A 13123-nucleotide genomic window follows, 5' to 3' on the forward strand; every position below is an offset into this window, starting at 1 on the left:
GGTAGAAGTACCCACCTGATGAAAGAAATGGTGATCATGCCGATCGACGTCCCCGAACTGGTTGAGCAAGTTCTGGCCGGGAGCCGCCAGCACATTGCCAGGGCGCTGACTCTGGTGGAGTCGAGCAAGCCGGCTCATCGTGAGATGGCGCGCGAGATGCTGCGTCAGCTAGCGCCGCGCACCGGTGATGCCATTCGAGTTGGTATCTCTGGCGTTCCGGGTGCCGGCAAATCCACCTTTATTAACGCCGTGGGCGGCAGACTCATCGATGAGTTTGGCTACAAGGTCGCGGTTTTGGCCGTCGATCCCTCTTCGACGCGAACCGGTGGTTCGATTCTTGGTGACCGCACCCGGATGGGCGATCTGGCTAATCGTGACGAGGCGTTTGTGCGTCCCTCACCCTCGGGGGGCCACCTTGGTGGCGTTGCCCGTGCGACTCGCGAGTCCATGATCGTCATGGAGGCGGCTGGCTACAACGTCGTCCTCGTTGAGACCGTGGGCGTTGGCCAGTCTGAAGTGGCGGTGGCTGGAATGGTCGATACCTTCCTTATGCTCTCGGTTGCTGGAACTGGTGACCAGCTTCAGGGCATTAAGAAAGGGATTCTGGAGCTGGCTGATGTCGTCGCGGTTAACAAGGCTGACGGCGACAATGCGGGTAATGCGCGAGTCTCCGCCCGAGATCTCTCAATTGCTATGAAGCTTGTCTCCTCTGACGCGGACAAGCGTCGTGTTCCGGTGCTCACCTGCTCTTCGTACACCAAGGAGGGCCTTGACGATGTCTGGCAGGCGATTGTTGACCACCGCGCGTATCTAGAGAAGGATGGTTCCCTCCAAATTCGTCGTACTGAGCAGCAGCGGGAATGGCTGTGGAATATGGTCCGCAACGAGATCTTGGAGTCACTTGATACCGACCCCAGCGTTCAGCAGACGGCAGAGCGCATTGAGGCCGGTCTGGGTATCGAGGCTACTAGCGCTCTGGAGGGGGCCGAGGAGATTCTGCGTGCCTTTGCTCGTGCCGTGCCGAGCCTTCCGTGGGCTCAGGGAGAGTTAACGAGCGGGTCCTGAGCTGATGGGCCAGCCAGCAGAAGTAACTGGGGACGTTTAGTGCCCCCGACTTCGTCATGCCGGACGCACACTCGCTATCCAGGCGAGCTCGGTCGTATTTCAGGGAGATTTCTCGATTGTCGTGCGAGACATTTATAGGCTGTGTCAGGCTATGTCTAAATAAATGACCCACTGTCATCCTAGGTTCGTTTCACCTTCAGCAAACTGAGAGGAATGGACATATGGCACTACGCCGTACGTTGACCTTGATGCTCTGTGCGATCACCGGCGCATCACTTGTCGCGACCGCAGTCCCCAGCAGCGCCGCTCCTGGCTTCACTATCTCACCGCTGCGCACTTCCGATTCTATACAGTCCACCAGCGGATTCGTCGTTCATCTTAAGGACCGTTCGGCCTCTGCCCAGCGCGTTAGGACCGCTCATGCCGCCTCCGCGATGCAGGCAACCAGCACGTCTCTGCGAGGGTTAGTGGATCGTGCTGCGAAGGTGCGAGGTGCCCACGTCACTGAGTCATTGGCGCGTGCCAACAACTCCATGTCGGTTCAGGTTTCTCAAGGGCTCAATGCTACGGCGGCTAAGGCTTTTGCATCTGAGATCGAACGCAACCCGGAGGTGGAATCCGTCGAGCCCGTCTTGCATATGACGATTAATGAGAACACCGGTGTCCATCCTGCTGCAGTGTCGTCGGCCCCGAACGACCAGTATTGGAACCGTCAATGGGGCCTGAATTCTGAGAACGGGATTGACGCTCCCGGCGCATGGGCAACCAACACAGGATCCGGAGTGACCGTGGCCGTCATCGACTCCGGCATCACCAAGCACCCGGATCTGGATGGCAAGGTCCTACCTGGCTACGACTTCATCTCTGATCGTTATGCCGCCGGCGATGGTAACGGTCGCGATTCGGATCCCTCCGATGAGGGCGATTGGACTCGTGCGGGGGCCTGCACCCGGCGTGACGTGCCGTCGTCGTGGCATGGGACCCACGTGGCGGGCATTATTGGCGCTGCGACCAACAATGCTAGGGGTGTCGCAGGAGCCGCCCCTGGCGCCAAGATCCTGCCGGTTCGAGCGCTAGGTCATTGCGGTGGGACCGACGTCGATATTGCCGACGGTATTACGTGGGCCTCTGGTGGCGAGGTTCCGGGTGTTCCCACTAACCACAACCCCGCTAAGGTCATTAATCTGAGCCTCGGCGGTCCGTCTAACTACTGCCCGATCACGTATCAGCGAGCCATTGATGCGGCCGTCTCTCGCGGATCTACCGTCGTTGTGGCAGCCGGTAACGAGGCGATGGACGTCCGTAAGTCGACACCCGGCAACTGCCGCAATGTGGTCGTTGTCGGAGCTACCGGTGAGACTGGTGCCCAGTCGTACTTCTCGAATTACGGTTCGACCGTTGACGTGTCCGCTCCTGGCGGTGACGACCGCACCGGTGACATGATCCTATCCACCCTGAATAACGGCGAAACGACTCCTGCGGCCCCGACCTACGGCTACATGGAGGGCACCTCCCAGGCTGCCCCGCACGTCTCCGCCGTTGTTGCTCTCATGATCGCGGCCAACCCGAACCTCACCCCCGCGAGGATCAAGGAAATCCTCAAACAGTCGGTGAACCCGGCTAAATGCAAGACCGGTTGCGGTACGGGCATTGTTGATGCCCGCAAGGCGGTCAAGGCTGCAAAATCGGCCTGATTGCTAGGATTCTGTCAATGATGAGTGACCTGGGCCATATGGTTCAGGCCACTCGTCACGTTGATAGGTATGCGCGGTATCACCAGGGGACGTCAGGCTCGGTGAGATCGACAGTCGCTGTGACGGTCTGCCCGCCGTTCGTGACCGTCACCTCGTCACCGGGGTGGAGCTGACGTCCCCGCCGGGTCTCCACCTCGCCATTGACGCTGACCATCCCCGATGCGATAAGTTCGCGGGCTTGCCCGCCAGTCTCGGCAAGGTTGGCGAACTTGAGATATTGGCCGAGCCTGATCATCTGGTCGTCATGCACACCGTCACTGTGTCATGACGACACGACATTTCATAGCACAGAATCGATAAACCCGCGTAGGCGGTTAGATTTCGGGTTACCAATGACCTGACTGGCGGAGCCAGTTTCGACGACGACTCCGTCATCCATAAACACGACGTGGTCGGCGACTTCGCGGGCAAATCCCATCTCGTGGGTAACAACGATCATCGTCATACCTTCGCCGGCAAGGTCCTTGAGGACGTTCAGCACTTCGCCGACGAGTTCGGGGTCAAGGGCCGAGGTAGGTTCGTCGAAGAGCATGAGTTCGGGCTTCATGGCCATAGCGCGAGCAATGGCGACCCGCTGTTGCTGGCCACCGGACAGCTCAGTGGGGTAGTGGTTAGCCCGATCAGCCATGCCGACACGGTCTAACAAAGACATGGCCAGCGGCTTCGCCTCTTCCTTGGTAAGTCCCGACACCTTGATGGGGGCCTCCATGACGTTGCCCAAGGCGGTCATATGAGGGAAGAGATTAAAACGTTGGAAGACCATGCCGACGCGAGCGCGCTGGGCGGCAATGCCTTTGTCAGAAAGCCTCTTGAGCCGGCCGTCGGGGAGCGGGTCGTGTTCGTAGCCCACACGTTGACCACCGACCCAGATTTCCCCGACTTCGAAGGTTTCCAGCTGATTGATGCACCGCAACAAGGTAGATTTTCCGGAGCCTGACGGGCCGATCAGGACGCAGACCTCACCAGGGGCGACGTCGAGGTCGATTCCTTTGAGGATGTGCAGGGGTCCAAACTCCTTGTGCAGCCCTGTGATGTGCACCATCGGTTCGGCGCTTGCAAATGCTTCGGCGGATGTGCTCACTGCTCGACCTCCAGGGCAATGTTCTTATACGTAGTTCCAGCCGCCTGGATGGCGGCCTGGCGGCGCAGCCGCTTCGACGAAGACCTCCCGTTGAATCCGCGACCGAAGTACTGCTCGAGGAAATGTTGCCCGATCATGAGGACACTCGTCATAACGAGGTACCAGCAGGCAGCGACGACGAGGAGGGGAATTGGAGCGTAGGTGCAGTTCGCGATGGCGCTGGTGGCATATTGCAGATCGAGAGTGAAGGGCAAAGCAAGAACTAGCGAGGTCGTCTTGAGCATGCCGATGGTCTCGTTGCCCGGCGGAGGGATGATGACTCGCATCGCCTGAGGAACAATAGCGCGTCGCATGATGAGGGACGGTTTCATGCCCAAGGCTTTGGCTGCTTCAGTCTGGCCGACGTCGACGGATTCCAAACCTGAGCGGGTGATTTCGGCCAGGTAGGCGCCCTCGTTGAGGCCCAGACCGATGATGGCGGCTGCTAGCGCTGTGACGACCTTTTCTGTCTCGACGCTGGCGAATTGTAGATCTCCGAAGGGCACCCCAATGGAGAATGTGGGACTGCCTCATGATGGCCATGAGAAGTGCTACGGCGGTTCCGAGGGGCATTGCCGCGTCAGCAGGATGGTGTAACTGATACCAGTAATGATTTTGACCTCACGCAAGTACAGCCACACTACTGACCACTGATAGTTGGGTTCGTCACAAGACCCCGGATGAAGACCAGCGCTGTCGTAGCTGATGATGGTGGATCCGTCGGTGTCGATGACTGTGCGGGTGTGTAGTTGGCTGTGGCGCCGTTGTGGAGGGTGCCGGATTTTGATGTCGTTGGGAACTATCGTGGCGATGGTGGGGTCGTTGTTGAGCGACTTGATGATATTGGCATTGAGGGAGGGCTCGGTGTCGGAGTGACACCGCAAAATGCATCATTATACATAGCAGGATATAACTTCATATTGGAACGTCCTTTAGTGCCGGCGTGACGAGTGCCTCACCGCCAAAGTGGGGGAGAGCTGGCACGACTCCGGAGCCTCTCCAGCGATGAGGGCTTCCGCGGCCTCGACTGCTTGGCGTCCGAGTGCTTCGAAGTCCTGGACGACCGTGGTGAGGGATGGGGTCATCCAGCGAGCTTGAGGGATGTCGTCGAATCCCACAATGCCGATGTCGTCGGGGATCCTCACGCCATGAGTGAGGAATGTGTGACACATGCCAATGGCGATGTCATCGTTGCCAGCGAGAACCGCGTCGGGGAGATGTCCGGCGATAAGTTCTTCAGCCACGGCTGCCCCGGCTTCGGCTCCCCAGGAATTGGCTGGCATCCATGCAGGGTCGATGCCGACCTCTTTGCAGACGGCGATGTAGGAGGAAAGCCGTTCTGACGCGTCCTGCCATTCCAGGTCGCCAGGGACATGGAGAAGATTCCGGTAGCCCTGTTCGATGAGGTGTTTAGTGGCTAGACGGGCTCCCAGTGCTTGGTCGATCGCGACAATTGGTGACTCGGGGGAGTCGGGGTGCCCTGCGATGACAGAGACCAGCTTGTCGCCGTGGCGTTGCTGGGATGCGATGGCAACGGATTTGGCTCGTTGTGCCAGCAAGATGGTTGCCTGGACGCTGTAGCCGCGGAGTCGAGCCAGAGCGGCGCGTAGGGATTCCTCGTCATTCTCGATCGCGGTGTCGAGGACGAATGGGCGACTATGCTCCCGCAGTGTGCCTACCAGTGCGGTGAAGGTTGTGGACATGCCGTGAGTCAGACGGGTCGTCAGCAAGATTCCAACCGCCCGTGATCCGCCAGCTGCGAGGGCGCGGGCGGCGAGGTTTGGTTCATATCCGACGGTCTCGACGGCGGTCATGACCTTGGCTCTGGTCTCAGGTCGGACGAGTGGACTGTCGTTGAGCGCCCGGGAGACGGTTTGCGAGGAGACGCCGCATGCTTTGGCGACGTCGCTGAGGGTTGCTCTTGATGACATGGCGATTCACCTGGAGGTTGGGCGGGGCTGCTGAGCGACGTCGATCGGGTCGATCGACGATGATGCTCATTATTGCAAAAAGCACGGTTGAATGGTTCACGGAATTTTTTGCGCGCCTGTTTGTTTGCGCTCGCATTTGGTGCTACGCTCCCATTAACTCGACGATAGAAGTCGACGTCTACGCGCGTGGGCCACGTGTCCGTGGGTGGAAGACCAATGGAGGTCCTCATGTCAGATTCGTTGCCAATTTCGCGGCGCCGTGACCTCGGTCTGGGCGCTACGCTGGCTGCAGGTGTCGGACTGTCCGCGTGTGGGGAAGGTGGCGACAAGGGCGGCTCTGCTACGGCGAAGGCGTCGCAACTCAACCTGGACACGTTGTCGGGCGAGATCACCTTCCAGGCTCAGGGTCTGAAGGGAACCTTTGACGGGTTCTTCAACGACCTCATCAAGAAGTTCGAGAAAGAGCATTCCGGATGCACGATCAAGTGGACGGATCTGCCGGGCACTGACGACTTCGACACCACGATGGTGACTCAGGCGTCCAATGGCACGATGGCTGACGTCGTCAATATGTCGTCCTCGACCATCATGGCTCTGTCGAGGGCTGATTACCTGCTCGATATCGAGACTTCGGTGCCCGGTATCGGCGACAAGTTCGTCCCGGACGTCTGGGGCAAACTCAAACTCGGCAAGGACAACGAGCACACCGCTCTGCCCTGGTACTTCGGCCCGTTCGTCGTGACGTACAACAAGGACATTTTCAAGGATGTTGGCCTCGATCCCGAAATCCCGCCGAAGACGATGACCGAGTACCTCGACTTCGCCAAGAAAATCACCGCTGCCGGCAAGCAGGCGGTCTATGGCAACACGTCGTGGTACATGCTCGCGGAATGGCGTGCCCTCGGCGTCAAGGTCATGAATGACGACTTCACCAAGTTCACTTTTGCCTCGGAATCCAACGCGTTACTCTGGCTGACGACGATGGCCGACATGTATGCCAAGGGGGAATTTCGAAGGACTCGATTGCCGGGGGCCTCCATCGGTCCAAGGTCTACGGTGAAGGATCCCTGGCTTTCGGCACGCCGAATGCGTCCTTTCTTCGCAACATCCAAAAGAATGCCCCCCAGGCATATGCCCGTACCGGTGTTGGCCCAGAGCCTCTCAATGACGGCATCAAGCCGCTGTTTTCCGGGCAATACATCGCGATCTCGAAGAAGACCAAGAACGCTTCGCTCGCGGCCGCTTTCGCAGAGTGGATCACCGGTGTGGAGCAGGGCAAGGATGCCTTCGCTCAGGCTCGCGCCATCTGCGCCAAGGAAGCGACCAAGGCTGAGGCCTACATGCCTGACTTCTATGTCACGCATGGCGTCAGCGCCGCGTTGGCTGACAATGTCAACCTTGCCATTATGGGTGATTCCAAGCCGCAGGATGCCCTGAACACTGCTCAGGACAAGATGAACAAGATGCTGGCGAAGCTCCCTTGGTGACGTCATCCTTGGTGGGATGGGGCACGGTCGCCCCTCCGTGTCCGGACCAGGAATTCACCCCCGCTCACATACGAAAAGGTTCTTCATGTCTCGTCCTCGAGGTTCACGGCGTTCGGGTGGTCACCGCCATGGACGCATACAGGCTGTGAATGGATCAGCACGATTCCGAAAACCATGGGTGCCGTATCTGTGGGTCGGGGTCCCGCTACTTCTCGTTATCTACTTCTACGTGTATCCGTTCTTCAATACGCTCAGGCTTTCCTTTACTGATACGACTCCGTTGGGAGAGGGGGAAACTGGGTCGGTTTTGGAAATTACGGAAAAATCTTCGCAGACGACGCATTATGGAATGCTGTTCTGAACTCAATCGTCTACGCGATTATCGTCGTCCCGTTAATGACAATGCTTCCCCTGATCCTCGGTGTTTTTGTCAAAGAGCATGTCCCCGGTATTGGCATTTTTCGTACTCTCTTCTACCTGTCGGCCATCTCATCTCTGGTGGTCATCGCATTGGCGTGGAGTGCGATCCTCAAGGACAACGGTCTGGTCAACAACTTCCTCGTTGGCTCCGGCTTGATCAACTCCCCGGTGCCGTTCCTCACTGGGCGCTGGTGGTTGATCATCTCGTCGTGCCTCATAACCCTGTGGTCTGGAGTTCCCTACTACATGCTGATGTATCTGACAGCGCTGGCGAATATCGACAAGCTCCTCTACGAGGCCGCAGTCATCGATGGTGCAGGCGCTGTGAAGTCCTTCTTTACGGTCACCGTCCCCGGCATGAAGATTATGATGGCCCTTGTCTCAATCCTCTCGATGATCGGCTGCCGCCGTCTTCCTCTTCGTCATGACCGTTGGTTTCATCATTATCGGTCAGGTTTTTAACCGTCGCTCTGGTGAGAAGTGATACCGGTGACCACATCCACTGTTTTTCCTGCGAGTTCGGCACTGTGCGTGCGCAAACGCTCCATCAACAAGTCCAAATTCCATGGTTGGGGTCTCTTCAGACACTACATCGCCCTACTCGTGGTCTTTGTCGTCCTCGTGAGCCCGGTGTTTCTCCCACTGCTGGGAGCCTTCAAGAGCTCCGGAGATCCGATCTACGGGAAGGGAGCCACGGCATTCCCGCAGCACTGGTCCCTCAACGCGTTCGGTGAGCTGTTCCGTACTACTGACATCGTGAGGTACATCGCCAACTTGTTCGCGGTGTGCGGCCTCAACATCGTCTCTGCCCTGGTCTTCTCCTCGGTCTGTGGCTACATGCTCTCCCGCAAGGGATGGCCGGGTCGAGGCGTGGTGACGGCCGTTGCCCTGTCAGCTCTGATCTTCCCCTTTGAATCGATCATGCTGTCGTTGTACTCGCAGGTCCGTTCCTTCGGGTTCTACGACACCATCATCGGTATCTGGCCTCCAGGCATGATCGGACCCTTCCATGTGCGCCTCATGCGGGCCGCATTCCTCGGTATCCCGGATGAGATCGAGGACGCCGCCTATATCGACGGTGCGGGTGAAGTGCGAAGGTTCTTCACCATCTTCCTGCCACAGGTCAAGGGATCCCTCGTCGTCGGCCTGACAGCCTTCATCTTCGCGTGGCAGGACTATCTGTGGCCGCTGCTCATCACTCAGTCCTCCTCGAACTACACGATGATGATCGGTATCGCGCAGCTGCAGTCCTCATTCGGAACGGACTACCGAATCGTGCTCGCTGGCGCCATTACTGCCGTGATCCCCATCTTCTTGGTGTTCTTAGCCTCCCAGCGCTACTTCTTCCGTGGCATCGAGGAAGGCGGACTGAAGTTCTGAGCTGTGCCACCCTCACCCATCCACACAACGCACTTATGACATTTGGGACTCCCATGCCTTTCCCCCGACACAAGGAAGTGAACCATGACCGACAATGCTGATCTCGATCCCGCAGAGCTGGAGGCAGCCGGCGCTCTCGGAGGGTCTGAGGACCCCGGATACCAATGGCCGACCGACCCCCTGGTCGTCAAGAACCTCAAGCACTGGCAGGACCTCACCTTCGGCGTTATCGTCCACTGGGGTATCTACTCCGCCATTGGTCAGGGAGGGTCATGGTCCCTGCATCGCGACGACCTGGGTTGGTTTACCGACAAGGCGCCCCAATTCCCGGGTGACCCGAACGATGACGCCGGTTACCAGGACTGGTATTACGATCAGGCCAAGACCTTTCGGGGCGAGGACTTTGACGCTTCCGAATGGGCCCATGCCTGTGCTGACGCCGGAATGACGTACTGCGTTTTCACGACGAAGCACCACGATGGGTTCTGCATGTACGACTCGGGGTACACCAACCTCAAGGCGACGTCAGAGTCGTCCGGTCTGCGTCGGGACATCCTGCGCGAGGTCGTCGATGCCTTCCGGGGCGCAGGACTGGAAACTGGTGCATATTTCTCCAAAGCCGATTGGTCGCATGCCTGCTACTGGGACCGTTCCAAGCGGATCCATGATCGTTTTCACAATTACGACCTTGAAGCCCAGCCCGAGCGCTGGCAGCGGTTCGTTGATTTCACCATGGACCAGATCACCGAGATCCTTTCCAATTACGGTCCGATGAACGTGTTGTGGCTTGATGCCGGTTGGGTTAGTACGCCTGAGGAACCTATTGGTATCGATGACATTGCCACTCGTGCGCGCGAAATACAGCCGGGAATCATCGTCGTCGATCGAGCGGTGCATGGCCCCCACGAGAATTATCGGACTCCGGAACAAGAGATTCCGGAGGATATCCTTGACTATCCGTGGGAAGCCTGCCTGACGCTGACGAAGGAATGGTGCTCCCTGTCGCCGGACGATCCGGCCAAGCCGACGAGCTTGATCATTGCGAACCTCATCAAGATCGTCTCGCGAGGCGGGAATTACCTGCTCGGTATTGGCCCTGACGCCACGGGCCACATGCCCGATTCGGTCCGTCGAGGACTCCGGGAGATCGGCGGGTGGATGGACGTCTGTGGGGAGGGGATCATGGCTGCTCGTCCTGCTGATCCCGAAATTTCCGCTCAGGGCGACAACCTCGAGTGGTATCTCACGACGAAGGATTCCCACCTGTTCGCCTGGGGCGTCGCCAATGAGGATGTCGTCGGTGCGGATCGCCTCGTCGTTGAAGGCGAGTACCGCCAGGCCCGTGTTCTTGGCGGACCTGTCCTCGAAACCCAGACCCGTGACGGTCGCACCGTCATCGAGGTTCCCGCTTCTCCTACCCAGTACGCAATCGGACTGGAGCTCATCGAGCACTGAGCAGTGCGATCTCGTCCTCATCACATATCTGGAAGGTTTTCCATGCTTTGACGCCCCTGACATCGACGTCAAGACCCGCTCTCTGAACTCTGCCATCGGAATGCGACTTCTCATCGACGGACGCCGTCGTGGTGTGCGCTCGAGGCTATGGGTGTCTGTGCGGATCTCACCGTCACCGCCTCGTGGGACTGCATCGCCGAAATCCTCGACCTGACTCCGGACATTCCGCACGCGAGGGGGTTCAACGCCACTGAACGTTCTGGAGCCGTCACCGTGGCTGCGGCCATGGCGGCCTACACACAGCTGGGTATTCTGGCCTTCGCCATCTACGGTCATGATGTTCAGAATGCCGACGACGCCCTCACTGACGACGTCTCGGCCCGGATTCTCAGCTTCGGACGAGCCGCCCTGGCAGTCGGGCTCATGAGAGTCCGGAGCTACTTGGCGATGGGCACCGTGTCGATGGGCATTGCCGGATGTCATGTCCCTGAGCAGGCCCTTCAGGATTACTTGGGCATGCGCAGCCAGTACATCGACATGGTGGAACTCGGCCGCAGGATCACCGCGGGTATCTATGACCACGTTGAGTGGAAGTGGGCGATGGCATGGGTCTCAGCATCGGTGAGGACCGAAATCCGGCTGACAAGCAGCACAGCGATGCTGACAAGCGTGAACAGCTGGAGTATTCGGTCAAGATGGTGCTGGTTGCCCGAGACCTCATGAACGGCAATTTGCGTCTGGCCGACATGGGATTCAAGGAAGAGGCCGGTGGTTACGACGCCATCGCCGCCGGCTTCCAGGGCAAGCGTCAGTGGACTGATGGCAAGCTGAACGGCGACGTCATGGAAACCCTGCTCAACACCAGCTTCGACTCGGATGGACTGCGTCAGCCCCAGGTCTTTGCCACCGAGGGAGATGCCCTCAACGGGATAGCGATGCTGCTCGGCAGCCTCCTCACTCAGCGTCCTCAGTTCTTTAGCGATGTCCGTACCTATTGGAGCCCGGAGGCCGTTCGCCGCGTCACCGGTCATGAGCTGACCGGTCGTGCCGCTGGTGGTTTCGTCGATTTCAGGAATTCCGGCGCGAGCACTCTCAACGCGACAGAATGCGAGGCCGAGGCGGACGGCACTCCCGTCATCAAGCACTGGTGGGATCTCACCGAGGACGACATCCAGGCCGATCTCGCTGCGACGACCTTCCACTCGGCGACCCAGGAGTACTTCCCGGGCGGCGGATTCTCGACCCACTTCACGACGGTGGGGGACACGACGGTGACAGCGGTTCGTATGAACATGGTCGCTGGAGTTGGACCGACCCTGCAGATTGTCGAGGGACGGACGCTCCCGGACGAGGGGACAGACACCATCGTTGAGCGGGCGGACCCGACGTGGCCGACAACGTTCTTCGTGTCGCGCATTCCCTCGAGCGGAGCCTTCAGTAGCGTTTATGACTGGATGGATAAGTGGGGAGCTAACCACACCTCGACGGGGTACAGCCATATCGGCGCTGACGTTCTCACCCTGGCAGCCATGCTGCGCATCCCGGTCTCGATGCACAACATTGAGACCAAGGACATCTTCCGTCCGCGTACCTGGTCCTCGTCGGAACCGTCGTCGAACCGCCGTGCGAGGGATACCGACCGACGAGTGAGGCCCTCATGAACTTGGCCCAGTATCGGGCCAATCCCAGCATTAGCGGAGCAGTTCACGCTCACCCCGTGTACGCCATGGTGATGGCTATTCGAGAGTGAGCTCTAACCGAACAGCTCATGCCGGAATCCTCGATTGTCATGCCCGAGGTGCCGCTGGCTGATTACGCCACCCCGTCGACACCGGGTGTTGTTGAAGCGACGTCGAAGTACGCAAAGACTCACACCGTCTGCCTCATGGAATACCACGGAGCGTTCACCTGGGGACCTGACGTCTGGGCCGCGTACATGGCCATGGAGCGTCTCGAGTACACGGCGCAGATCACCTACCTACTCGAGCGTCGCGACGGACTGCGGGAACTGCCCGATGACGAGATCGTCAAACTGGTGTCGATGCGACCGCAATACGGGTTGTGATCAGACGCCGGTGTGCGGCGGACCGCAACCGTTGTCGTCGATCGAGGCCGAGGTGCCCGGAGCAGCAGTCGTCGGAGCCGGGGCCTCGGGAGCAGTGGTGGCCGGGGCCGTCGGAGTCGTTCGACAGCGTGACGGTGGCCCCCACCGAGGTTATTGCGATCCTCTCGGAGGTGTTGCCGGACGGATCAGCGGTCCATGCCAGCTTGGTGACGTCGAGGTACAGCTCACCGATTGCGGGCTTGACGCCATTCGGCTCGGTGGCCAACACCGGAGCGACCCCGGTGTACACCTCGACGACATAGCGCGCCAGTTCACCGGGCCCAGGTGACACGACATAACGTATAAGTATGCATAACATGGCATAAATCCAAGTTGGGGCGCGCATGTGGGAGCATTGGGATGGCGGTCATGGTTTAGCGAATTACCACCTGATGATTGCTTTGAAC

Annotated in this window: 13 protein-coding genes and 2 pseudogenes; 9 read left to right on the forward strand and 6 right to left on the reverse strand. The window is 59.0% G+C overall.

Annotation, left to right across the window (positions count from 1 at the left end):
* The first annotated feature begins 18 nt into the window (after positions 1-18).
* Together meaB and ACOYO3_RS04035 are read left to right on the forward strand one after the other, a co-directional pair.
* Entirely contained in the window at positions 19-1065 is a 1047-nt protein-coding gene (meaB, locus tag ACOYO3_RS04030; RefSeq protein WP_002519207.1) for a methylmalonyl Co-A mutase-associated GTPase MeaB, read from the forward strand.
* Between the two features lie 221 nt (positions 1066-1286).
* Positions 1287-2759 carry a S8 family serine peptidase gene (locus tag ACOYO3_RS04035; protein ID WP_002515193.1) on the forward strand — a complete coding sequence of 491 codons (1473 nt, stop codon included), beginning with the start codon at positions 1287-1289 and terminating at the stop codon, positions 2757-2759.
* A gap of 79 nt (positions 2760-2838) precedes the next feature.
* On the opposite strand, the gene ACOYO3_RS04040 is transcribed toward ACOYO3_RS04035, so the two are convergent.
* The 5 genes from ACOYO3_RS04040 to ACOYO3_RS04060 are packed head-to-tail and all read right to left on the reverse strand — an operon-like array spanning position 2839 to position 5870.
* A complete protein-coding gene (locus ACOYO3_RS04040) occupies positions 2839-3054 on the reverse strand; it encodes an RNA-binding S4 domain-containing protein (protein WP_002519206.1) in 216 nt (71 codons plus the stop codon).
* Positions 3055-3099: 45 nt separating this feature from the next.
* Positions 3100-3861, reverse strand: a complete 762-nt coding sequence (locus ACOYO3_RS04045; RefSeq protein ID WP_002519205.1) for an amino acid ABC transporter ATP-binding protein — start codon at positions 3859-3861, stop codon at positions 3100-3102.
* 35 nt (positions 3862-3896) lie between these two features.
* The gene (locus ACOYO3_RS04050) at positions 3897-4445 is read right to left on the reverse strand and encodes an amino acid ABC transporter permease (RefSeq protein ID WP_427305774.1); all 549 of its coding nucleotides are present in this window, start codon (positions 4443-4445) and stop codon (positions 3897-3899) included.
* A gap of 45 nt (positions 4446-4490) precedes the next feature.
* The gene (locus ACOYO3_RS04055) at positions 4491-4823 is read right to left on the reverse strand and encodes a hypothetical protein (RefSeq protein ID WP_427305776.1); all 333 of its coding nucleotides are present in this window, start codon (positions 4821-4823) and stop codon (positions 4491-4493) included.
* 48 nt (positions 4824-4871) lie between these two features.
* Positions 4872-5870: a LacI family DNA-binding transcriptional regulator gene (locus ACOYO3_RS04060; RefSeq protein WP_002515112.1), complete on the reverse strand. Its 999-nt coding sequence runs from the start codon at positions 5868-5870 to the stop codon at positions 4872-4874.
* 216 nt (positions 5871-6086) lie between these two features.
* Here ACOYO3_RS04060 and ACOYO3_RS04065 point away from each other — a divergent pair, with 216 nt between their 5' ends.
* From ACOYO3_RS04065 to ACOYO3_RS04095, 7 genes and pseudogenes are all read left to right on the forward strand, one after another.
* Positions 6087-7307 (forward strand): ABC transporter substrate-binding protein, encoded by a 1221-nt coding sequence (locus ACOYO3_RS04065; RefSeq protein ID WP_002525100.1) that lies wholly within the window; start codon positions 6087-6089, stop codon positions 7305-7307.
* A gap of 87 nt (positions 7308-7394) precedes the next feature.
* Positions 7395-7718, forward strand: a complete 324-nt coding sequence (locus tag ACOYO3_RS04070) for a sugar ABC transporter permease (RefSeq protein WP_002519201.1) — start codon at positions 7395-7397, stop codon at positions 7716-7718.
* A 35-nt stretch (positions 7719-7753) separates the two neighbouring features.
* Positions 7754-8239 carry a carbohydrate ABC transporter permease gene (locus ACOYO3_RS04075; protein WP_002525099.1) on the forward strand — a complete coding sequence of 162 codons (486 nt, stop codon included), beginning with the start codon at positions 7754-7756 and terminating at the stop codon, positions 8237-8239.
* 69 nt (positions 8240-8308) lie between these two features.
* Positions 8309-9157, forward strand: a complete 849-nt coding sequence (locus ACOYO3_RS04080) for a carbohydrate ABC transporter permease (protein WP_002525098.1) — start codon at positions 8309-8311, stop codon at positions 9155-9157.
* A gap of 84 nt (positions 9158-9241) precedes the next feature.
* Positions 9242-10612, forward strand: coding sequence for an alpha-L-fucosidase (locus ACOYO3_RS04085; protein WP_002520328.1), 1371 nt, complete (start codon positions 9242-9244; stop codon positions 10610-10612).
* A gap of 182 nt (positions 10613-10794) precedes the next feature.
* A pseudogene (locus ACOYO3_RS04090) lies at positions 10795-12270 on the forward strand (hypothetical protein); the annotation flags it as partial.
* Positions 12270-12677, forward strand: a pseudogene (locus ACOYO3_RS04095) (class II aldolase/adducin family protein). The pseudogenes ACOYO3_RS04090 and ACOYO3_RS04095, both read left to right, overlap by 1 nt.
* Here ACOYO3_RS04095 and ACOYO3_RS04100 read toward each other — a convergent pair.
* Entirely contained in the window at positions 12640-13062 is a 423-nt protein-coding gene (locus ACOYO3_RS04100) for a hypothetical protein (protein WP_002519198.1), read from the reverse strand. The pseudogene ACOYO3_RS04095 and the gene ACOYO3_RS04100 overlap by 38 nt on opposite strands.
* Positions 13063-13123 lie beyond the last annotated feature (61 nt).

The sequence above is a fragment of the Cutibacterium sp. KBN10P07758 genome (assembly GCF_050286205.1).
GTDB lineage: Bacteria > Actinomycetota > Actinomycetes > Propionibacteriales > Propionibacteriaceae > Cutibacterium > Cutibacterium acnes.

What these genes read in the sequence shown, in the direction of transcription:
- meaB (WP_002519207.1), top strand. Translation starts at nt 19, where the DNA reads ATGAAAGAAATGGTGATCATGCCGATCGACGTCCCCGAACTGGTTGAG.
- ACOYO3_RS04035 (WP_002515193.1), top strand. Translation starts at nt 1,287, where the DNA reads ATGGCACTACGCCGTACGTTGACCTTGATGCTCTGTGCGATCACCGGC.
- ACOYO3_RS04040 (WP_002519206.1), bottom strand. Translation starts at nt 3,054, where the DNA reads ATGATCAGGCTCGGCCAATATCTCAAGTTCGCCAACCTTGCCGAGACT.
- ACOYO3_RS04045 (WP_002519205.1), bottom strand. Translation starts at nt 3,861, where the DNA reads ATGGTGCACATCACAGGGCTGCACAAGGAGTTTGGACCCCTGCACATC.
- ACOYO3_RS04060 (WP_002515112.1), bottom strand. Translation starts at nt 5,870, where the DNA reads ATGTCATCAAGAGCAACCCTCAGCGACGTCGCCAAAGCATGCGGCGTC.
- ACOYO3_RS04065 (WP_002525100.1), top strand. Translation starts at nt 6,087, where the DNA reads ATGGAGGTCCTCATGTCAGATTCGTTGCCAATTTCGCGGCGCCGTGAC.
- ACOYO3_RS04075 (WP_002525099.1), top strand. Translation starts at nt 7,754, where the DNA reads ATGACAATGCTTCCCCTGATCCTCGGTGTTTTTGTCAAAGAGCATGTC.
- ACOYO3_RS04085 (WP_002520328.1), top strand. Translation starts at nt 9,242, where the DNA reads ATGACCGACAATGCTGATCTCGATCCCGCAGAGCTGGAGGCAGCCGGC.
- ACOYO3_RS04100 (WP_002519198.1), bottom strand. Translation starts at nt 13,062, where the DNA reads ATGCGCGCCCCAACTTGGATTTATGCCATGTTATGCATACTTATACGT.